The organism is Actinoplanes sp. NBC_00393 (genome assembly GCF_036053395.1).
In the GTDB taxonomy this organism is placed as follows: domain Bacteria; phylum Actinomycetota; class Actinomycetes; order Mycobacteriales; family Micromonosporaceae; genus Actinoplanes.
Genome location: NZ_CP107942.1, coordinates 1,306,246 through 1,326,867, shown reverse-complemented (window position 1 = coordinate 1,326,867; position 20,622 = coordinate 1,306,246). Strand labels below are relative to the sequence as shown.

The 20,622-nt window shown below is 70.1% G+C and carries 15 protein-coding genes and 11 tRNA genes; 11 read left to right on the top strand and 15 right to left on the bottom strand.

Annotation, left to right across the window (positions count from 1 at the left end; translation table 11 throughout):
• The first annotated feature begins 21 nt into the window (after positions 1–21).
• On the top strand, positions 22–852 hold the full coding sequence (locus OHA21_RS05930) for an ATP-binding protein (RefSeq protein WP_328470944.1): 831 nt from the start codon (positions 22–24) through the stop codon (positions 850–852).
• Positions 853–859: 7 nt separating this feature from the next.
• On the opposite strand, the gene OHA21_RS05925 is transcribed toward OHA21_RS05930, so the two are convergent.
• Entirely contained in the window at positions 860–2,362 is a 1,503-nt protein-coding gene (locus tag OHA21_RS05925; protein WP_328470942.1) for an MFS transporter, read from the bottom strand.
• An 86-nt stretch (positions 2,363–2,448) separates the two neighbouring features.
• Here OHA21_RS05925 and OHA21_RS05920 point away from each other — a divergent pair, with 86 nt between their 5' ends.
• From OHA21_RS05920 to OHA21_RS05885, 8 genes are all read left to right on the top strand, one after another.
• Entirely contained in the window at positions 2,449–3,675 is a 1,227-nt protein-coding gene (locus OHA21_RS05920) for a threonine/serine ThrE exporter family protein (RefSeq protein WP_328470940.1), read from the top strand.
• A gap of 82 nt (positions 3,676–3,757) precedes the next feature.
• Positions 3,758–5,233, top strand: a complete 1,476-nt coding sequence (locus OHA21_RS05915; RefSeq protein WP_328470938.1) for an APC family permease — start codon at positions 3,758–3,760, stop codon at positions 5,231–5,233.
• Entirely contained in the window at positions 5,230–5,667 is a 438-nt protein-coding gene (locus tag OHA21_RS05910) for a hypothetical protein (RefSeq protein WP_328470936.1), read from the top strand. The genes OHA21_RS05915 and OHA21_RS05910 overlap by 4 nt, the downstream gene beginning before the upstream one ends.
• Complete coding sequence (locus OHA21_RS05905; RefSeq protein ID WP_328470934.1) at positions 5,664–7,001, top strand: dipeptidase; 1,338 nt, start codon at positions 5,664–5,666, stop codon at positions 6,999–7,001. Before OHA21_RS05910 ends, OHA21_RS05905 begins: the two co-directional genes overlap by 4 nt.
• A 470-nt stretch (positions 7,002–7,471) precedes the next feature.
• Entirely contained in the window at positions 7,472–8,665 is a 1,194-nt protein-coding gene (locus OHA21_RS05900) for an ABC transporter substrate-binding protein (RefSeq protein ID WP_328470932.1), read from the top strand.
• 3 nt (positions 8,666–8,668) lie between these two features.
• A complete protein-coding gene (locus tag OHA21_RS05895; protein ID WP_328470930.1) occupies positions 8,669–10,597 on the top strand; it encodes an ABC transporter permease in 1,929 nt (642 codons plus the stop codon).
• Entirely contained in the window at positions 10,594–11,340 is a 747-nt protein-coding gene (locus OHA21_RS05890; RefSeq protein ID WP_328470928.1) for an ABC transporter ATP-binding protein, read from the top strand. Before OHA21_RS05895 ends, OHA21_RS05890 begins: the two co-directional genes overlap by 4 nt.
• A complete protein-coding gene (locus OHA21_RS05885) occupies positions 11,337–12,056 on the top strand; it encodes an ABC transporter ATP-binding protein (RefSeq protein WP_328470926.1) in 720 nt (239 codons plus the stop codon). Before OHA21_RS05890 ends, OHA21_RS05885 begins: the two co-directional genes overlap by 4 nt.
• Positions 12,057–12,180: 124 nt before the next feature.
• Here the strand turns inward: OHA21_RS05885 and OHA21_RS05880 are convergent, their stop codons facing one another.
• Positions 12,181–12,768, bottom strand: coding sequence for a hypothetical protein (locus OHA21_RS05880; protein ID WP_328470924.1), 588 nt, complete (start codon positions 12,766–12,768; stop codon positions 12,181–12,183).
• Between the two features lie 298 nt (positions 12,769–13,066).
• Here OHA21_RS05880 and OHA21_RS05875 point away from each other — a divergent pair, with 298 nt between their 5' ends.
• Entirely contained in the window at positions 13,067–15,433 is a 2,367-nt protein-coding gene (locus tag OHA21_RS05875) for an acylase (RefSeq protein ID WP_442875072.1), read from the top strand.
• A gap of 16 nt (positions 15,434–15,449) precedes the next feature.
• Here the strand turns inward: OHA21_RS05875 and OHA21_RS05870 are convergent.
• The 12 genes from OHA21_RS05870 to leuA form a co-directional block, all read right to left on the bottom strand.
• Positions 15,450–15,520: transfer RNA gene (locus OHA21_RS05870), tRNA-Met, on the bottom strand.
• A 160-nt stretch (positions 15,521–15,680) separates the two neighbouring features.
• A tRNA-Lys gene (locus OHA21_RS05865) sits at positions 15,681–15,756 on the bottom strand.
• Between the two features lie 19 nt (positions 15,757–15,775).
• Positions 15,776–15,847 (bottom strand) — tRNA-Asp (locus tag OHA21_RS05860).
• A 27-nt stretch (positions 15,848–15,874) separates the two neighbouring features.
• Positions 15,875–15,947 (bottom strand) — tRNA-Ala (locus tag OHA21_RS05855).
• A gap of 5 nt (positions 15,948–15,952) precedes the next feature.
• Positions 15,953–16,034: transfer RNA gene (locus tag OHA21_RS05850), tRNA-Leu, on the bottom strand.
• Positions 16,035–16,052: 18 nt separating this feature from the next.
• A tRNA-Thr gene (locus OHA21_RS05845) sits at positions 16,053–16,128 on the bottom strand.
• Between the two features lie 5 nt (positions 16,129–16,133).
• Positions 16,134–16,207: transfer RNA gene (locus tag OHA21_RS05840), tRNA-Leu, on the bottom strand.
• A 16-nt stretch (positions 16,208–16,223) separates the two neighbouring features.
• Positions 16,224–16,296, bottom strand: a tRNA-Gln gene (locus tag OHA21_RS05835).
• A 10-nt stretch (positions 16,297–16,306) separates the two neighbouring features.
• Positions 16,307–16,381 (bottom strand) — tRNA-Glu (locus OHA21_RS05830).
• Between the two features lie 51 nt (positions 16,382–16,432).
• Positions 16,433–16,505, bottom strand: a tRNA-Ala gene (locus tag OHA21_RS05825).
• A 170-nt stretch (positions 16,506–16,675) separates the two neighbouring features.
• A tRNA-Trp gene (locus OHA21_RS05820) sits at positions 16,676–16,749 on the bottom strand.
• A 419-nt stretch (positions 16,750–17,168) separates the two neighbouring features.
• Positions 17,169–18,920, bottom strand: a complete 1,752-nt coding sequence (gene leuA / locus OHA21_RS05815; RefSeq protein WP_442875071.1) for a 2-isopropylmalate synthase — start codon at positions 18,918–18,920, stop codon at positions 17,169–17,171.
• 188 nt (positions 18,921–19,108) lie between these two features.
• On the opposite strand from leuA, the gene OHA21_RS05810 reads away from it, so the two are divergent.
• Positions 19,109–19,804, top strand: coding sequence for a FadR/GntR family transcriptional regulator (locus tag OHA21_RS05810; protein ID WP_328470922.1), 696 nt, complete (start codon positions 19,109–19,111; stop codon positions 19,802–19,804).
• 193 nt (positions 19,805–19,997) lie between these two features.
• Here the strand turns inward: OHA21_RS05810 and OHA21_RS05805 are convergent, their stop codons facing one another.
• The gene (locus tag OHA21_RS05805; protein ID WP_328470920.1) at positions 19,998–20,609 is read right to left on the bottom strand and encodes a TetR/AcrR family transcriptional regulator; all 612 of its coding nucleotides are present in this window, start codon (positions 20,607–20,609) and stop codon (positions 19,998–20,000) included.
• Positions 20,610–20,622 lie beyond the last annotated feature (13 nt).

The window sequence follows — 20,622 nt, the reverse complement described above, 5'->3', positions numbered from 1 at the left end:
GGGCGAAGGGGTGGCACGCCGTTGGACAGGTTCGTGCCGCGCCCGGGATGGAACGACCCGGATCAACCGGCCACCGCAGTCATGGACAGCGTTTCGGGAACCATCGATATGACGGTTCGCGGCAGCTGGGGCCGCGACGTCTGGATACCGGCCTACCGGATGCTGACCAAGTGCCTGGCGGAGCACCCGGCGGGGTTACTGCTGGATCTGCGCGGTCTGGACGATCCGGCGGCGGACAGTGCCCCGCTGTGGTTGACCGGTGCGTTGCACGGCGCCCACCTGCAGCCGCCGGTCACCGTGGTGGCCTGCCTGGATGCGGCGACGACGCTGGCCGCCAAGCTGGATCGGCTGGGAGCACGCCGCCGGATGCCGGTGTTCGCCACGGCGCCCGCGGCCCGATCGGCGCTGGCCGACCGCCGGCCGCTGACCGATCAGGCGCGCCTGCGGCTGTCGCCGGTGTCGACTGCCGCGGCGGCCGCCCGGCGGGTGGTCTCCTCCGCTTGCACCGAGTGGGGCATGCCGGCGGTTGCCGACCGGGCCCGGCTGGTCATCTCCGAGCTGGTGGGCAACGCCGTCGAACATGCCGGCACGGCGATCGACGTGGTCGTCTCCCATCGCGGACCGGCCCACCGGACCGGCACCCACCAGTGGTCCTACCTGCATCTGGCGGTCTACGACCGGGATCCGCGGACCCCGGTGCTGCTCGCGCCCGTGTACACCGCGCCGGGAATACCGGCCGATGTGCGCGGGCAGGGTCTGCGCATCGTCGATGCGGCGGCTCAGGCGTGGGGCGCCCTGCCGACCGGAACCGGGAAAGTGGTGTGGGCGATGCTGCGCGATCAACCGGCATAGCCCTGCTTCAGCGGTCGGCGGATGCGGGCACCGGGGTGGGCCGGGTCGGGATGGTGTGGGTCGTGGCCGCGGCCGCCGCTGAGCGGTGCACGGCCTCGACCTTGTCGCCGCGGTGGCGGCCCATCAGCAGGACCAGGGCGATGCCGAGGGCGGACAGGACGGTCAGGAAGACCGAAGCGCCGGCGAACCCGGCCGCGAGGGCGTCCGCGGCCGAGTCGCCGGCGTCCTCGGCGGACACGGTGACGCCGGTGGAGACGGTGGCGGCGGCGGCCACCGCGAGCGAGCCGCCGACGTAGCGGGCCATGTTGGAGATGCCGGAGGCCTGCCCGACCTCGTCGGCGTCGACGGCGGCGGTCGACGCGGAGGAGGCCGGCCCGTTGGCGAAGCCGAGGCCGACAGCGATCGCGATCAGCGGCAGCACGAACGCGGCGTACGTCCAGGAGGCGGTCACGAAGACCAGGGCGAGCGAACCGGCGACGGCCAGCCCGAACCCGATGGCGACGGCGTAGCGGCTGCCGATGCGCTGAGCGAGCGGGGTGATCAGCGGGGTGACGGCGATCATCGCGGCAGCCGCGGGCAGGGTGGCCAGGCCGGCCTCGAGCGGGGTCATGCCGAACGTGGCCGGGTCCTGGAAGTAGAGGCTGAGCAGGTACATCAGCGCGTTGATGGCGCCGGCCACCAGCAGGATGGCGATGGTGGCGCCGACCAGGACCCGGTTGCGCAGCAGGCGCAGGTCTACCAGAGGTGCGGTGGCGCGGCGTTCGGCGACGACGAAGCCCCAGGCGCCCAACGCCGCGATCACCAGGCAGGCGATGGTCGGCAGCGAGAACCAGCCCCAGTCGCCGCTCATGCTCAGCGCCAGAACCAGCGGCACCAGGGCGACCGCGACCAGGATGGTGCCGAGCACGTCGATCGAGCGGGACCGGTTCGGGTCGCGGGACTCCTTGACGGTCATCAGGGTCAGCGGGATGCAGGCGGCCGCGATGATCGCGTCGATCCAGAACAGGCCCTGCCAGCCGGTGAGGTCGACCAGCACGCCGCCGATCAGCGGTCCGGCCGCGGCGCCGACCGCGGAGGCGGCGCCCCACAGGGTGATCGCCTTCATCTGCCCGGCGCCGGACGCGTCGACCGAGAGCAGGCTCATGCCGCAGGCCAGGATCGTCGACCCGGCCGCGCCCTGGATCATCCGGCCGGCGATGACGCCGCCGCCGTTGCCGGCCAGCGCGATCAGGGCGCAGGAGGCGACGAACAGGATCAGGCCGATGAGGAAGACCTTACGGCGGCCGAAGACGTCGCCGAGCGCGCCGGAGGTGACGATCACCGCGGCGCCGACCAGCATGTAGCCGGTGACGGCCCATTGCAGGACGTCCAGTGAGGTGCCGAGGTCTTCGCTGATCGCGGGGAGCAGGATGGTCACGGCCGAGGTGTTGGCGTTGACCACCAGCGCGGACACGCAGGCGGCCAGGAGTACGCCCAGTCCGGCGGCTTTCGACTCGCGGGTGTCCGTCATGCGTACAGGGTCGGTTTCGGGGTGGCGGTGCGGCATCACTCGCAAAGGATGATTGCGGCCGGTGATGCGGCACTTACGGTCGCGGCATGACAGCCGGACCGGTCACCGAGGATGATCTTCTGGGACTGCTGGGCCCGCTGACCGAGTGGCTGCTGAGCTCCAGCTTCGAGGGCACGATGCGCTGCGAGGCGATCGTGCGCGACGTCGCCGCGCACTACGGCCACGACGTCGAGGTGACGTTTCTGGCCGACGCCGCGATCCTGACGGTGGCCGGGCGTACCTTGTCGTTCTCCCGGGAACCGGGGGTGCCGCCGCTGCATCAGGTGTCGCGGTTCAAGCGGCTGGTCGCCGAGATTCACCGGGGTGGGTTGTCACTTCCGGTCGCGACCCGGCGGCTGGCGCAGATCCGGGCGATGCCGGCGCGCTGGTCGAAACCGTGGCAGGTGCTCGGTCTGGTCTGCTTCACCGTCGGGTTCGGTATCTCGGTGCAGGCGACCTGGCAGCAGGTGCTGGTGTCGGCGGTGACCGGGCTGCTGGTGGGTTTGCTGGTGGTCGCCGGCGCCGGGCGCCGCCGGCTGATGCTGATCTCGCCGTTCCTGGCGTCGCTGCTGGTCACGGTGGTGGTGCTGCTGCTCGCCGAGCAGGGGTGGATCGACGGTGGGCCGATCCAGTTGATCGTGCCGGCGCTGTTCTACTTCATCCCGGGTGACGCCATCACCGCGGCGGCGCTGGAGCTGGCCGACAACCGGATCACCGCGGGCGCGACCCGGCTGGTCTACAGCTTCGTGGTGCTGCTGGTCCTGGCGTTCGGCGCGCTGGCCGCGACGGTGCTGCTGCAGGTGCCGCAGAGCCGGCTGTTCGACGTCACCGTGCCGGGCAATCTCGGTCCGGTGCTGGTGTGGGGCGGCTGGGTGCTGTTTGCGCTCGGGGTGATGCTCACTTTTTCGATGGCGCCGCGCGACTTCGGTTGGGCGCTCGGGCTGATCCTGCTGACCGCGGCGGTCACCGAGTTGGTCACCCGCGCGGTCGGTGATCCGGCCGGCACGTTCACCGGCGCGTTCGTGATGACGGCGGCGGCGCTGCTGCTCGGCCGCCGGCCCGGGCTGCCCCCGCCGTACGTGCTCTATTTGGGCGCCTTCTACGTGCTCACGCCGGGCTCGCACGGGCTGCGCGGGCTGGAGAGCTGGATCGGCGGGCACGAGATCCAGGGGGTCGCGGGGGTCGCCGACATGCTCGGCCTGCTGACTGCGATCGCCGTCGGGATGCTGGTCGCGGCCGCGGCGGTCGGGCCGAGACTAACCCGCCAGGGATGAGGCGAGACTAATCCACATCGGCTGATGTTCCGGGGGCAGAGACCTACCGCGTCGATGTTGTCTGGGAGGCAGCGTGAGCGCGATGGATGTACCCGCCCAGCGGCCGGCTTCGACGCCGGCCGCCTCCAGCGATAGCCCGGCGAAACCCAGGACGGCGCGCACGGTGGCGTACATCTCCTGGGTTGCCCTGGCTCTGATGACCACGAGTTCGGTGGCCAGCCTGCGGCCCTCGCCGACCATGGCCGTTTACGGTCTGGCCAGCATCTTCCTGTACGTGGTGCCCGCGATCGTCTTCCTGCTGCCGACCGCCCTCGTCTCGGCGGAGCTGGCTTCCGGCTGGGAGGGTGGCGTCTACAAGTGGGTCAGTGAGGGCATCTCCAAGCCCGCCGGGTTCCTGGCGGTCTGGTGCCAGTTCGCGATGACGATCTTCTACTACCCGAGCCTGCTCGGGTTCGTGGCGAGCACGCTGGCGTACGTGATCAATCCGGATCTGGCCGCCAGCGGCGTCTGGACCGCAATCGTGATCATGGTTTGTTACTGGACCGGTGTGTGGGTGTCCTCGCGCGGCACCAGCGGCGTCGCCGGCCTGGCCAGCGGCGGCCTGATCATCGGCACGCTGATCCCGGGCGCGCTGCTGGTCATCCTCGGCATCGCCTTCCTCGGCCAGGGCAACGAGTCGGCCGCGCCGATGACCGCGAGCAACCTGCTGCCCGCGTGGGCCGGCCTGTCCAGCCTGGTGCTGATCGTCAACAACTTCCTGTCCTACTCGGGCATGGAGATGAACGCCGTACACGTCTCCTCGCTGCGCAAGCCCGGCTCCGAGTTCCCGCGGGCGATGTTCCTGGCCTGTGGCTTGGTGCTGCTCATCTTCATCCTGCCCGCGCTGGCGATCAGCTGGATCGTGCCGGCCGAGCAGCTGTCGCTGACCGCCGGAGTGATGCAGGCCTTCGACGCGGTGTTCGCCGCATTCGGGTCGCAGTGGCTCACCCCGATCCTGGGCATCATGCTGGTCGCCGCGTCGCTCGGCGGCATGCTCACCTGGCTGGCCGGCCCGTCCAAGGGCCTGCTGCTGATCTCGCGCCAGGAGGGCTACCTGCCGCCGTTCCTGCAGAAGCTCAACAAGCACGGCGTGCAGCAGAACATCCTGGTCACCCAGGGTGCGGTCACCACGCTGATCGCGCTGGCGTACGCGTTCATCCCGGACGTGTCCAGCGCGTACTGGATCTTCTCGGTGATCACCACCCAGGTCTATCTGATCATGTACCTGCTGATGTTCGTGGCCGCCGTCCGGCTGCGCCGCAGCCACCCGGACCACCCGCGCGGCTACCGCGCCCCGATGCTGACCGGCCTGTGCGGTGTCGGCTTCTGTGCCTCGCTCGCGGCCCTGTTGATCGGCTTCATCCCGCCGTCGCAGTTCGGCTCCGGCAGCGTCGGCGTGTACCTGGTCGTGGTCGCCGGTGGCGCGCTCGGGCTGGGCCTGCTCGTCCCGTACCTGTTCTACAGATTCCGCAAGCCGTCCTGGAAGACGGCCGAGCCGGAGGAGGCGGCGGTCGCATGAGCGTCTCGGTGCAGCACAAGAGTCACACCGTCGTCTACATCATCTTCGGCGTCGCCTTCCTGCTGCTCGCCGGCATCGCGCTGGTCGCCTTCGACAACGCGAAGAGCAGCCAGCAGGCCACCGCGAAGGCGCAGCAGCTGCAGCAGGAACTCAGCGCGGCCGGGATGCGGGTGCCGTCGACCCAGCAGATCGCCAACGTCCTCGGCGACGACGGCGGCCTGACCTGCACCGACCCGGACGCGGCGCTGAGCCGCAGCACCCTCTACGCCCAGCTGACCAACGGTGCGGCGGGACCCGGGCAGCGGCCGGTGATCGCCGACGAGAAGGTGGTGCAGGGTCAGCTGCTGATCACGAAGGTCTACTGCCCGCAGAACCTGCAGCAGTTCCAGCAGGCCATCGACGATCTCAACCTGTCCGATGAGGTGGCCGGATGAGTCTCGCTGACCGGGTCAACGCCCTGATGGGCCAGGCCCGTACCGATCTGTCCGAACTGGTGGCGATCCCGTCGGTCGCCGACCCGCGCCAGTATCCGCCGGAGGAGTGCACGAAGGCGGCCAACTGGGTCGTCCAGCATTTCGAGGAGGTCGGTTTCACCGACCTGAGCCTTCGGGAGACCAGCGACGGCAGCCGAGCGGTCTACGGGGTACGCCCGACGAACGTCCCCGATGCGCCGACAGTTCTGCTCTACGCCCACTATGACGTCCAGCCCCCGCTCGACGAGGCGGCCTGGCACACCCCGCCGTTCCAGCTGACCGAGTCGGGTGGTCGCTGGTACGGCCGGGGGGCCGCCGACTGCAAAGGCAACATCGTCATGCACCTGACCGCGTTGCGGGCCCTCGGGGACGATGTGCCGGTCAACCTCAAACTGATCGTCGAAGGGTCCGAGGAACAGGGCACCGGCGGTCTGGAGGATTTCGTCGAGCACCACCCGGATCTGCTGCGGGCCGACGCGATTCTGGTCTGCGACACCGGGAACGCGGCGGTCGGCGTACCGGCCGCCACGGTGACCCTGCGCGGCATGGTCAACGTGGTCGTCTCGGTGGAGGCGCTCGCCGGCGAACTGCACTCCGGCATGTTCGGCGGCCCCGCCCCGGACGCCCTCGCGGCGCTGATCCAGATCCTGTCGACGCTGCGCGACGCGGCCGGCAACACCACGATCGCCGGGCTGGAGTCCGGCCAGACGTGGAGCGGGGCGCCCTATCCGACCGAGCAGTTCCGCAGTGATGCGGCGCTGCTCGACGGGGTGGGACTGCTCGGTGACGGCACGGTCTCGGACATGATCTGGGCGCGGCCGGCGGTCACCGTGCTCGGCATCGACTGCCCACCGGTGATCGGGTCGGCGGCGGCCATCCAGCCGCACTCGCGGGCCCGGCTCAACCTGCGGGTGCCGCCGGGCACCGACGCGTTGAAGGCCCAGGACGCGCTGATCGCGCATCTGCATGCGGCGGCGCCGTGGGGGGTGCGGGTCACAGTGACGCCGGAGGCGGTGGGCCAGCCGTTCGAGGCGCGCACCGGTGGCCCGGCATATCAGGCGCTGGCGTCGGCGATGCAGGAGGCGTTCGGCCGGGAGATGACGACGCTGGGGCAGGGTGGGTCGATCCCGCTGTGCAACGTGTTCGCCGACACCTATCCGGACGCGGAGATCATCCTGATGGGGGTGGAGGAGCCGCTCGCTCTGATCCACGCCCCGAACGAGAGTGTGGATCCGGGTGAGATCGCTCGCCTGGCGCACGCTGAGGCTCTCTTCCTGCAGCGGTACCGCAGGTAGCCGCACCGCACTGTCGCACGGCCGGCGCTGTCCAGCGCCGGCCGTGCTGCTTTTTGCCCAAACGGCATTTTGTTAAGCCGAAGTCTCATTCGAACGCGATCATGAGAGCGATCGGCGCGTGTCGACCTGCCGCGCCTTTCTGGTGCTTTTACCTGCAATGCAGCGCTGCAGCGGAGATCGAGACGGCACGAAGCGGGGCGCGGGACTTCCCAATAAGTTAATCGAGAATTACAGTGCGATCAGGCACTGCAAGGCCGCCCGCAGTTCCGGTCGCGGCCGCTCAACCTCGCGCTCCTCCTGGTACCGCCCGCCGGTCACGCACCGGTCCGGCGGTGCGCCGTCCTGGGCAGGTGCCGGACGGACCGTCACACCGGTAAGCCATCGCGGCGTCCATCGCTACGAAGAACGAGGCAGCCATGCATATAAATCGGGTCGTTCCACGTACCCTGACCGCGCTTTTGATCGTCTCTATGGCCGCTGCCGGCTGCGCTGACAGCACGGCATCCGACCGCACCGACGCTGCAGCGTCCACCTTGACCAAGGCGCCGATCCTGGTCGGCTTCCTCAATCCGACCGGCGGCCCGGTCCCCCAGCCCGGCGCCGACACCGGCGCCAAGGCGGCAGCGTCCTACATCAACGGTGAGTTCGGCGGCATCCACGGCCATCCCATCGAGGTCGTCTCGTGCGACACCGACACGACGCCGGAGAAGGCGCAGTCGTGCGCCAACCTGTTCGTCGAGAAGAAGGTGGTGGCCGTCATGGACGGCTACAACCTGTCGTCCAGCGCCGCCCTGCCCGCGCTGACCGCCGCGCAGATCCCGCTGGTCGGCATGATCCCCTACGACTCGGTGACCGGCGCCAAGGCCGACAACCGGGTGTTCTTCGCCGCGCCGCAGGCGTCGTTCCTGGTCGGGGCGCTGCAGGCGTTCCAGACCGAGGGCAAGAAGTCGGTCACCCTCGCGCTGGTCGACACCCCGTCGTCGCACCAGACCATCGACAACCTGCTTCCGGCGCTGGCGAAAGCCCTCGGCATCGACGCCAAGGGCATCTACTACTCCCCCACCAACCCCAACTTCACCGCTGTGGCCTCCGCCATCGCCCAGGACAACCCCGATGTGGGCGGGCTGGTCGCGTCGCCCAGCGAGGCGGTCTGCACCGCGCTGGTCAAGTCGCTGCGGCAGCTGAAATACCAGGGCGAGATCTTCACCGCCGCGTGCACCGACTACATCAAGGGCGCCCCGGAGCAGGCCGCCGGCGGCGCGCTGTACTCCTCGAACTGGCTGCCCACCGCCGCGAAGTACGCGCCGCCGGAGACGCAGGCCGAACTGACGCTGGCCCAGAAGTACATCTCGGACGTCCCGAACGCCGTGCCCGGCTACTACGCCATCGGCGAGTTCTCGCTGTTCGCGACGTTCGCCAAGGCCATGTCGGCGGCGACCGAGGCGGACCTGACCGGCCCCGGTGTGCTCAAGACCCTCAAAGGGCTCAAGGAGTTCCCCAGCTTCCTCGGCCCGAAGATCACCTGCGGCAGCGCCACCTCACCCAACTGCACCACCCAGATGCTGCTGTTCAGCGTCCAGCCCGACGGCACGACCAAACCCGTCACCGACACCTGGATCACCCCGGCCCCGCAGGTCCTCTCCGCCATCCCCGGAGCGGTATAACCCGTGAGCGCCGATCAGATCCTGCTGTTCATCACCCTCGGTTTCGCCGGCGGAGCGGTCTACGCCGTCATCGCCGCGTCCATCGTGTCCCTGCACGCCGCCACCGGAGTCCTCAACTTCGCCCAGGGCTCCCTGGCGCTGTGGGGTGTGTGGGTCGTCGCCGAACTGAGGGAGGGCGGCACGCTCGTCCTGCCCGTCGGCACGGTTGCGCTCAGCGCGCAGCCGCTGCCGGCGTGGCCGGCCGTCGCCCTCGGGGTACTCAACGTGGCCGTCCTGGCGCTCGCCGCGCACTGGCTGGTGTTCCGGCCGCTGCGGACCGCGCCGCCGCTGGCCCAGGTGGTGGCATCGGTCGGGCTGATGCTGGCGATCGCCTCCCTGGTGCCGTTGCGGTTCTCCACCGAAGGAGTGCTCGCGCCGGCGCTGCTCACCGACCGCACGATCACAGTGGCCGGCGCGGTCGTCAACGTCAGCGACCTGATCCTGCTGGCCACGGCGCTGACCGTGGCGGCGGCGCTGTCGGCGTACTTCCGGTTCACCCGCTGGGGTGTGGCGACCCGGGCCGGCGCCGAGGACGAGCTCGCGGCCAGGTTGACCGGGTTGTCGCCGGACCGGCTGGCCGGTTTCATGTGGCTGCTGACCGGCGCGGCGACGTCGCTGGTGGCCATTCTGGCCGCGCCGACGCTGGGTCTCGATCCGATCGGCTACATGTTCTACGTCCTGCCCGGACTCGCCGCCGCCCTGCTGGCCCGGCTCACCTCGATCATGATCGCGTGTGTGGCCGGTGTCGGCATCGGTGTGCTGCAGTCGATCCTGCTGCTGCTGAGCACCATCGACGGCTGGCCGGTCTGGGCGCAGGCCGGGCTCGGGGACGCGGTCCCGTTCGTCATCGTGATCTTCGCGCTGGTCGTGCTGGGGCGGCGCATCCCGGCCCGCGGCGCGCTCGGCACCGTGCGCATGCCGGCGGTCGCGTTGCCCGTACGGCCGTGGCCGGCCGCCGCGGTGCTGGTCAGCGCCGCCACCCTGGCCATCGCGCTGACCTCGGGCAGCTGGCGGTTCGGCGTCGTCACCTCGATCATCATGGCGCTGATCGCCCTGTCGCTGGTCGTGCTCACCGGCTACCTCGGGCAGATCTCGCTCGCCTCGATGGCGTTCGCCGGCAGCGGCGGATTCATCCTGTCGCGCGCCACGATGGCCTGGGACGTGCCGTTCCCGCTGTCGATCATCGTCTCGGCCGGCGCCGCGACGCTCGTCGGTGTGCTCGTCGGCCTGCCCGCGCTGCGGGTACGCGGCGCGCAGCTGGCGGTGGTCACCCTCGCCGGGGCGGTCGCCGTGCAGCAACTCGCCTTCGCCAACCCGGCGCTCACCCCGTTCGAGGGCAACCTGATCGACGGGCCCACCCTGTTCGGCTGGGACCTGACCGTACGCAGCGGCACCGACCTGACCACCTCGGCGTTCGCGGCGACCGTCGTCGTCATCGTCGGGGTGCTCGCCATGGCCGTCGTCCGGTTCCTGGCCGGCTCCACCGGCCAATCCTTCCTGGCGGTGCGCTCCAACGAGCGGGCCGCGGCCAGCGTCGGCATCAACGTGGCCCGCGTCAAGATCGCCGGGTTCGCGCTGTCGGCGTTCCTCGCCGGAGTCGGCGGCTGCCTCATCGGCTACAGCCGCTCGCAGCTGTCGGTCGAATCGTTCAACGTCATCGTCGGGCTCAGCGTGCTGTGCATGGCGTACGTCGGCGGGATCACCCGGATCAGCGGGGCCCTCATCGCCGGGCTGATCGCCCCGCTCGGTGTGCTCTACACCCTGCTCAACACCACGTTCGGGCTCGGCCGCTACTACACGCTGATCGCCGCCTGCGCCCTGGTCCTGACCGCGGTGCTCAACCCCGTCGGCATCGCCGGCGGCCTGCACCGTCCTCGGAAGGTAGCCCTATGACCGCACTGCTGACCACCGAGAAGCTGACCGTCCGGTACGGCGGTGTCCTGGCCAACACCGACATCACCCTGCACGTCGACGCCGGCGAAGTGGTCGGGCTGATCGGCCCCAACGGCGCCGGCAAGACCACCTTCGTCGACGCCGTCACCGGCTTCACCGCAGCCGGCGGCGCCGTCACCGTCGCCGGGCGGCGCGTCGACCGGCTCGCCCCGCACGAACGGCGCCGCGCCGGGCTGGCCCGCACCTGGCAGGCCGGTGAGCTGTTCACCGATCTGACGGTGCGGCAGAACATCGCGGTCGCCTCCGGCCGCGGGCCGCTGCGCAACCTGTGGAACGACCTCATCGGCCGCCGCGACCCCGGCCACGACACCGAGACCGTGCTGGAGACGTTCGGCCTGCAGCCGGTCGCGGACCGCCGGCCCGGCGAGCTGAGCCTCGGCCGGCAGAAGGTCGTCGGTGTGGCGCGGGCGCTGGCCGGCGCCACCCGCGTGGTCCTGCTCGACGAACCGGCTGCCGGACTGGACACCGACGAGAGCGCCGAATTCGGCGGCCACGTCCGAGCGATCGCCGCGTCCGGGCTGGCAGTGCTCCTCATCGACCACGACATGACCCTGGTCGCCGGCATCTGCGACCGGGTGTACGTGCTGGATTACGGGGCGGTCATCGCCTCCGGGACGCCGGCTGAGGTCCTCGCGGACCCGGCGGTGCGGACCGCGTACCTCGGATCGGAGCTCGTCCCATGACCGAGGTGCTGAAGCTGGAGGGAGTCACGGCCGGCTACGCCGGCATCCCGGCCGTGCGCGACCTGAACTTGAGCGTCGCGTCCGGCGAGGTCGTGGCGATGCTGGGACCCAACGGGGCGGGCAAGACCACCACCCTGCTGACGGCGGCCGGTGTCATCGCGCCGATCTCCGGCACGGTCACCGCGTTCGGGCGGCCGCTGCACAAACGCCTCGAGCAGAACGCGCGCGCCGGGCTGGTTCTGGTCCCCGACAACCGCGGTTTGTTCCACAGCCTTTCGATACGCGAGAACCTCGCTCTCGCCCGCGGCAGCCTCGACCAGGCGTTGGAGCTGTTTCCCGCGCTGAAAGACCTGATGCCGCGCCGGTGCGGGCAGTTGTCCGGAGGGGAACAGCAGATGCTCGCCATCGCCAAGGCTCTGGTGCGCCGGCCGAAGGTGCTGCTCATCGACGAGATGAGCATGGGGTTGGCGCCGGTCGCGGTGCAGGCACTGCTGCCGACCATCCGGGCGCTGGCCGACCAGTACGGTGTCGGGGTGCTGCTCGTCGAGCAGCACATCGACCTGGCGCTGTCCATCGCCGACCGGGCGGTGGTGCTGCACCACGGCCGGGCAGTGCTGACCGGGCAGGCTGCGGAGCTGCGCGCCGACAGACACACGGTCGCCGAAGCCTACTTCGGTACGTCTACGCCTGCTCTGTCTCCACCCAGAACGTCGTGAGCCGCTCGGCCGACGGGCCCCGGCACCATCAGACCTGGTTCGCTCAAGTGCCCAGGCCATGATCGACGCGGCCCTGGCCGACGCGCTCGCGTGAACGCGAACCGGCCAGGGCGCACCGAATCCGTCAGCGGGACTTTCCGGTCAGGCTCTGCGTGAGCTTCTTGACCAGCTCCGGCTTCTTGAGGTCGGCCGTGCCCTTGACGCCGCGGCGCGCCAGCTGCGTACGCAGATCGGCGACCTTCATCCGGGCGATCTTGCTCTCGCTGACCTCCGGGGTGTTCGGAGTGTCGTTGCGGCTGGTCGGGTTCTTGGCGCTCGTGCTTTTCTTGCTGGTCTTCGCCGACTTCAGTTCGGCCTTCACGTACCGCTCGACGAGCTCCGGCTTCTTCATGTCGGCCGTGCCCTTGACGCCGCGCCGCGCCAGCCGCGTACGCAGATCGGACGCCTTCATCCGCGAGACCGCGGTCTCGCTGACCTCCGGCGTGTTCGGGGTGTCGTTACGGCTGGTCGGGTTCTTCTTGCCGCCCTTCGCCGCCCGCACCTCGGCCTTGACCAGCTTGTCCACCAGCTCAGGTTTCTTGAGGCCCTCAGTGCCCTTGACGCCGCGGCTCTTCAACTCGCGGCGCAGCTCGTCGACCTTCATCCGGGCGATCTTGCTCTCGCTCACGTCCGGGGTGTTCGGCGTGTCGTTGCGGCTCTTGGTGGCTGCCATGCAGATTCGCCTCCATTCATCGACGTTTCCGATCATCTGTCAGCTACCCGCTCCGGCGACGCCGACACCTACCGCCGCGGATATCCCTCCCCCGCGCCTCCCTCACCGGCTTCGAAAGGTTGATGTGCTGTTCGGCCATGCCGTACCCAGGGCTGGACAGCCTTCCGGCTACCGCTCGCCATGCGGATCCTCGGGCTGTGCGCGGGGTGTACGAGCGCCGCCCCCGGCAGGCAGGATGGTCCACAAGGTACACCGGCCCGGTGGAGCCGCCGGGGATTGCATCGAGGGGGATGCCTTCATGACAGCGATGTCCGTGCGCCTCGGAGCAGCAATGGTTGCCGTCGGGGTGGTCGTGGCGAGCGCGGTCGTACCATCGCCCGCGTCGGGCTCCGAGCGTGATCGCGGCTACTCGGCGCTGATCCGCCGGGCCTCGTACGGTGTCCCGCACATCACCGCCGGCGACTTCGCCGGTCTCGGGTTCGGCGTCGGCTATGTGCAGGCCGAGGACAACCTCTGTGTCATCGCGGAGAAGGTGGTGACGGTCGCCGGTGAGCGATCCCGGTGGTTCGGGGCGGCCGGGCCGGACGACGCCAACGTGCGCAGCGACCTGTTCTACCGCAAGGCGATCGACGACCGCGTCGTGCAGCGCCTCCTCGAAGGCCGCCGCGACGGTGTGCGGTCGCCGTCCGACGACGTACGCGACCAGATCCGCGGCTTCGTCGCCGGCTACAACCACTTCCTGCGCCGCACCGGCGGGGCGAACCTGACCGACCCGGCATGCCGCGGCAAGGCGTGGGTGCGCCCGGTGACCGAGACCGACATCTGGCGTACGTCATGGGCCAGCATGGTCCGCGCCGGCTCACGTGCCCTGCTCGACGGCATCGTCGCCGCGGCACCCCCGGTGCCCGCCGAGCCCGTGCAAGCCATGCAAGCTCCGGACGCCGCCGCGGTCGTCGCCGCCCTCGACGGGGCGAGCGCCGGCATCGGCAGCAACGCCTACGGCCTCGGCGCGCGAGCCACCACGAACAAGAACGGGATGGTGCTGGCCAACCCGCACTTCCCCTGGCAGGGCGCGGAACGCTTCTACCGGATGCACCTCAAGGTGCCCGGTCGCTACGACGTCGAGGGCGCGGCGCTGATCGGCGATCCGATCATTGAGATCGGGCACAACCGTACGCTCGCCTGGAGCCACACCGTCTCCACCGCGCGCCGGTTCGTCTGGCACCGCCTGAGTCTCGTGCCCGGCGACCCCACCTCCTACTACGTCGACGGCCGGCCGGAGAGGATGCGTGCCCGCACGGTCACCGTCCCGGCCGGCGACGCCGGCACGGTCCGCCGGACCCTGTACGACACCCGCTACGGCCCGGTGGCCGTGGTGCCGGGTTCCTTCGACTGGACGGCGACCACCGCATACGCCGTCACCGACGTCAACGCGACCAACAACCGCGCCTTCGACGGGTGGCTGCGGATGGGCCAGGCCCGCGACGTCCGCCAGCTCAAGGCGGTGCTCGACCGCCACCAGTTCCTTCCGTGGGTCAACGTGATCGCGGCGGACGCGCGCGGCGAAGCGCTGTACGGAGACCATTCCGTCGTGCCGCGAGTCACCCATGAGCTCGCGGCCGCCTGCATCCCCGCGGCGTTCCAACCGCTGTACACCGGCAGCGGACAGGCGGTCCTGGACGGCTCCCGGTCGGACTGCGCGCTGGGCACCGACCCCGACGCCGCCGTACCGGGGATTCTCGGCCCCGCCGACCTGCCGGTGCGGTTCCGCGACGACTACGTCACCAACTCCAACGACAGCCACTGGCTGGCCAGCCCGGCCGCGCCGCTGGAGGGCTTCCCGCCGATCCTCGGCAACGAACGCACTGAGCGCAGCCTGCGTACCCGGCTCGGGCTCGACCAGATCCAGCAGCGCCTGGCCGGCACAGACGGCCTGCCCGGCACGGGCTTCACCACCGACCGGCTCTGGCACGTCATGTTCGGCAACCGGGTGCACGGCGCCGAACTCGTCCGCGACGACCTGGTCGCCCTCTGCCGGCAGCAGCCGATCGCGACGGCCTCGAACGGCGCGACCGTCGATCTCAGCGCGGCCTGCGAGGCGCTGGCCCGGTTCGACCTGCGCGTCGACCTGGACAGCCGTGGGGCACACCTGTTCAGCGAGTTCGCCCTCGCCGGCGGGATCCGGTTCGCCGACACCTTCGACGCCACCGACCCGGTGCGCACCCCGCGCCGGCTCGACACCACGAATCCCCGGGTGCGTACCGCGCTCGCCGACGCCGTGCAGCGGCTCACCGGTATTCCGCTCGACGCGAAGCTGGGTGACATCCACACCGACACCCGCGGCGAACGCCGGATCCCGATGCACGGCGGCCGGGGCGACGCCGGCGTCTTCAACGTGATCACCAACCCGCTCGTGCCGGGCGTGGGCTACCCGAAGGTCGTACACGGCGCGTCGTACGTCATGGCCGTCGAGCTCGGCCCGCACGGCCCGGCGGGCCGGCAGATCCTGGCCTACTCGCAGTCGACGAACCCGAACTCACCCTGGTACGCCGACCAGACGCGCCTCTACTCCCGGAAAGGCTGGGACACGATCAAGTACACCGAGGCGCAGATCGCGGCCGATCCGAACCTGCGCGCGTACCGGGTGGTCGAGCGGGGCCGCTGATCGTCACGTGGATGTGTAGCGGCGCCCGGAGTCGAACCGGGCGGTCCAGCCTTATGAGGGCCGGCTGGGCACCGACGCCCCGCCGCCGAGCAGATCCACAGTGCGAATGGCAGGAGAGCCGAAGCCGAGGTCGGAGTCGAACCGAATTGCCCGAAGGACCCGCGTTGCAGGCGGGCGGCCCCACCCGGGACCCACCAAGGCCATGAGGTGATCGACGGGAGTCGAACCCGCACCTGTGATCCGGGCCTGGTCCGCCGTGCAGGGATCGAACCTGCGACCTGCCGATTAAGAATCGGTAGCTCTACCAGCTGAGCTAACGGCGGTTGGCAGAAGTGACGTCGGCGCCACCGACGGGACTCGAACCCGCGGCTCCCCGATCGACAGTCGGGTGCTCTCCCTCTGAGCTACGGCGGCATGGCGGCCCGCTGATGCGGGCCGCAGTGGAGCCACGGAGAGTTGAACTCCGGACCTTCCCGGTGCGAGCGGGACGCTCTTCCAGCTGAGCTATGACCCCATGAGTGCGTCCGGAGGGAGTCGAACCCCCACCCCTTGCGGGACCGGCACCTGGGGCCGGCGCGTCTGCCATTTCCGCCACGAACGCAGGTGAACTCCATCGGTATGGAGCCGGCGGTCGGAGTCGAACCGACCGGGTCCCGATTACGAGTCGGGCGCTCCCCCTCGGGAACCTCGCCGGCTGGCGTGTCCTCGGCGGGAGTCGAACCCGCACTGGCCGCCTCCTCGGGACGGCGCCTCTGCCAGTTGGGCTACGAGGACGTGTCTTGCGTGTGTGCTCCGAGAGGAGGACTCGAACCTCCAACCTTCCGCTCCAGAGGCGGACGTGCTGCCAGTTGCACCATCTCGGACTGCTGGTTGTGGTAGACCCGACCGGGATCGAACCGGCGTCTCCGCCTTGAGAGGGCGACGAGCGTTCCGCTGCTCCACGGGTCCATGTGTGCCCACCGGTGTTCTGCCGTGTGAACTCGGTGGGCATGCTTCGTGTGGAACCGACCGGGATCGAACCGGCGACCTCCGCCATGCCACAGCGGCGCTCTTCCTGCTGAGCTACGGCCCCAGGCGCGCCGCCCGGGGTCGTGACCCGGGCGGCGCGTGGTTCCCGCGGCGGGCCCGTGCTGGCGCCGGCGGCGGGTTTCTCATGCCATTCGCACTGTGGAGTTCTCAATTCCGAGACCGAGGTCTCGACGAGTCCATGCCCGCAGAATGTTCTGCGGGGGACGCAAAAAGCAGGGGTGACAGGATTCGAACCTGCAACCTTCGGATTTGGAGGCCGCTGCGCTACCGAATTGCGCCACACCCCTATAAGGAATTGTCGGTGAAACGAAAGAAGCCGCCTTCCCGATCCGGGAGGCGGCTTCGGCGCTGTAGCGCTTCGGCGGGCGCTAGGTGCGCCTCCCGGGGACGGGCTTGATGCTGAGGGCCTGCTCTTGGTGCATCTCGAGGGCACAGGCGACCGCATCCGGCAGCAGCAGATGCTGCGGATTCGTTTCGGCGTGCCAGCGGCGCATCGGTTTGCTCCTCGCTTCGTGCGGCGGTTGCGGATGACTCTAAGGGATGTGTCTCGATGATGCAATCAATTTAGGGTGATCGAGTTGACCTCAATCGCTCTTTCCTATCGTGAGGAGAGACGGGTGTGCGCGTCAATGCAATATGCCAAGAGAGCCGGACACCGTTGATCGGTGCCCGGCTTCTCTGATGGCTGCCCGGTTTGTTCGGGCTGCTACCTGGTGCGGTTCACGGCGGCCATGACGGCTTGCACCGACGCGGTCAGGACCGAGGTGTCGAGGCCGGCTCCCCAGACCGTCACCTCGCCGACCTGGCAGTGGACATAGGCGGCGGCTGGGCTTTGCGCGCCGTTGCCGGTGGCGTGTTCGCTGAACTCGAGGATGTCGACGGTGATCCCGGCGTGGCGCAGCGCGTCGGTGAGCGCTGACAGCGGCCCGTTGCCGGTGCCCCGGCACTCGTGTTCCTGGCCGTCGGCGCGGACCACGCAGCTGAACTGGTCGTCGCCGGTGAGCTGCCAGGACGCCAGGGTGACCGGCCCGGTTTCGGCCGGGTCCAGGTAGGTGGCCCGGAACAGCTCCCACAGCCGTCGCGGGGACAGTTCCTCGCCGGTGTCGTCGGCGACCCGTTGGACGTGCGCGGAGAAGTCCGGCCGCATCGCCGCGGGCAGGTCCAGCCCGCGGTGGGTGTGCAGCAGGTGCGCGATGCCGCCCTTGCCTGACTGCGAGTTGACCCGGATGACCGCCTCGTAGGTGCGGCCCACGTCGGCCGGGTCGATCGGCAGGTACGGCACCGACCAGGGCGCCTCCTCGGCCGGCACCCCGAGGTCGGCCGCCTGCTTGGCGTGCGCCGCGAATCCCTTGGCGATGGCGTCCTGATGGGTGCCGGAGAAGGCGGTGTGCACCAGCTCTCCGCCGTACGGGTGGCGCGGGTGCACCGGCAGCCGGTTGCATTGCTCGACGACGTCGCGGATCGTGTCGATGTCGGAGAAGTCGATCATCGGGTCGACGCCCTGGGCGAACAGGTTCAGCGCCAGCGTCACCAGGTCGACGTTGCCGGTGCGTTCCCCGTTGCCGAACAGGCAGCCCTCCACCCGTTGTGCTCCGGCCAGCACGGCGAGTTCGGCGCAGGCCACGCCGGTGCCGCGGTCGTTGTGCGGGTGCGCCGACAGGATCACACTGTCGCGGCGGGCGAGGTTGCGGTGCATGTATTCGATCTGGTCGGCGTACACGTTCGGGGTGGCGATCTCGACGGTGGCCGGCAGGTTGATGGTCACCGGCCGGTCCGGGCTGGCCTCCCACAGTTGGGTGAGGCTGTCGCAGATCTCCAGGGCGTAGTCCGGTTCGGTGAGGTTGAAGACCTCCGGCGCGAATTGGAACCGGACGTCCACGCCGCTGCGGTCGGCGCCGCGCATCAGGTGGCGGGCGGAGTCGCGGATCAGCTCGTGCAGCTCGTCGCGGGAGCGGCCGAGCACGACCTCGCGCCAGGTGGGGGCGGTCGCGGTGTACATGTGCACGACGGCACGGGGCAGGCCGGCGATCGACGCGACGGTCTGGTCGATCAGCTCGGTGCGGGCCGGGGTGAACACCACCACGGTCACGTCGTCCGGGACCGCACCGCTGGTGGCGAGGTGGCGTACGAAATCGAAGTCGGTCCGGCTGGCGGCCGGGTAGCCGATCTCGATCTCCTTGAAGCCCATGGTGACCATCAGGTCGAACATCCGGCGTTTGCGGGGTGTGTCCATCGGCTCGGCCAGTGCCTGGTTGCCGTCACGCAGGTCGACCGGCACCCACAGCGGGGCGCGTTCGACGCGGGCCGACGGCCAGGTCCGGTCGGTCAGCGGCAGGGCGACACGGTCGTGGGCCGCCTGGTAGCGGTGGTACGGCATGGCGCTGGCGCGCTGGGGATTCCAGTGCGGGGCGTCCGACGGCACGGGGCCGGCCGGGGTGCGCAGAGTGGGAAACGACATCGGGAACGTCTCTTTTCGGATCGGTCGATTGACCGGCACGGCGAGGCACCCGCTGCGGGGTGCCGGTCGTGTCAGACCCCGCAGCGGCAGCCGAGGAGGAGAAGGGCAGCCGATGGCATGCGTGTAGAGTAAGCACTTGTCAGGTACTCAGACAAGTGAACTCCTCAGACAAGTTGGAAGGCGTGCCCATGACAGCGGGTCCGTTGCGGCCGTCCTCACTGGTCCAGCAGGCCACCGACCGGCTCCGCGAGCAGATCACCGGCGGCGAGTGGCCGGTCGGCACGAAACTGCCGGGCGAGGTCACCCTGGCCGATCAACTCGGCGTCGGGCGGTCCACGGTCCGCGAGGCGCTGCGCGCCCTGGCCGGCGCCGGCATGGTCCGCGCCCGGCAGGGCGCCGGGGTGTACGTGATCGCGACCCGGCCGAGCGACGACTGGTCCACCCGGCTGCGGCAGGCCGCCGTCACGGACGTCTACGAGGTCCGGATGATCGTCGAGGTGGAGGCCGCCCGGCTGGCCGCCACCCGCCGCACCGACGACGATGTGGCCGCCCTGCGCGCGGCCCTCGACCGGCGGCGGCAGGCGGCCGGCGCCACCGACGCCGAGTTCGTCGAGATTGACATCGCCCTGCACGCGGCCGTGGTCGCCGCCACCCACAACCCGTTGCTCGTCAGCCTGTTCACCGAGTTCACGCCCAGGCTCCAGCAGGGTCTGCTCGACCTCGTCGCGCTGCTGGGGCTGCGCTCGGCCGACCCGACCCCGGGCGACGACGGGCACACCGCCCTGGTCGAGGCGGTCATCGACGGCGACGCCGACGCGGCCGCGAGCGCGCTCGGGGCGGAGCTGCGGGGCACGCTCGCCCTGCTGCGGGCGGCGGCCCGTTGATGACCCGGTAGAACAGCGGTGCACGCTATTCGTCCGGCCGGATGCGGTGAGCGCAGCTGGTGGGTCAGACGCCGGCGGGCACCTGCCGGTCGTCGCCGGGGCAGGGCAGGAAGCGGCGCAGCAGCGGCCAGGCCATGATCAGCGCGATCGCGGTATAGACGGGTATGTCGCGACCCGGCCGAAACTGGCCCGATCAGGAACGTGACGGCCAGCAGCTCATCGCCTGGTCGACGATCTCGTCGAGTTCGGCGCGGCCGAGGCCGTTGGCGGCGTGCACGGGAATACCGAAAGCCAGCGCCATGACATAGCGGGCCAGGCGCCTCGGATCCGCGTCGCCCGGCAGGTCGCCCTCGTCGACAGCACGACCGAAACGCTGCTCGAGCCGCTCGACCGCGTCGTTGCGGAACTGGACGAGCGCCTCGTGCACCGGACGGTTCTCGTCACACGCCGGCAGCGCGCCCTGGATGGTCAGGCAACCCGCGAAACCCTCGGGCATGGTCGAGGTGCGGACCGATCCGCGCAGCAGCGCCTCGGCTGCTGCCTGCGCGGTCGGCTGCTCCAGGGCGGCGTCGAAATAGTCGGCCGGGCCCTGCGTGTATCGCTGCAGAACCTTGCGGAACAGTTGTTCCTTGTTGCCGAAGGCCGCGTACATGCTGGTCTTGGTGATTCCCATGGCACCGGTGAGATCAGCGAGACTCGAACCCTCGTACCCCTGCGCCCAGAACACCCGCATGGCGCGCTCGAGCGCCTCGTCGGTGTCGAAGCCGCGGGGCCGACCCAACACCGTGCTGCGGGAACGGCTCATGGCGGCAACCGTA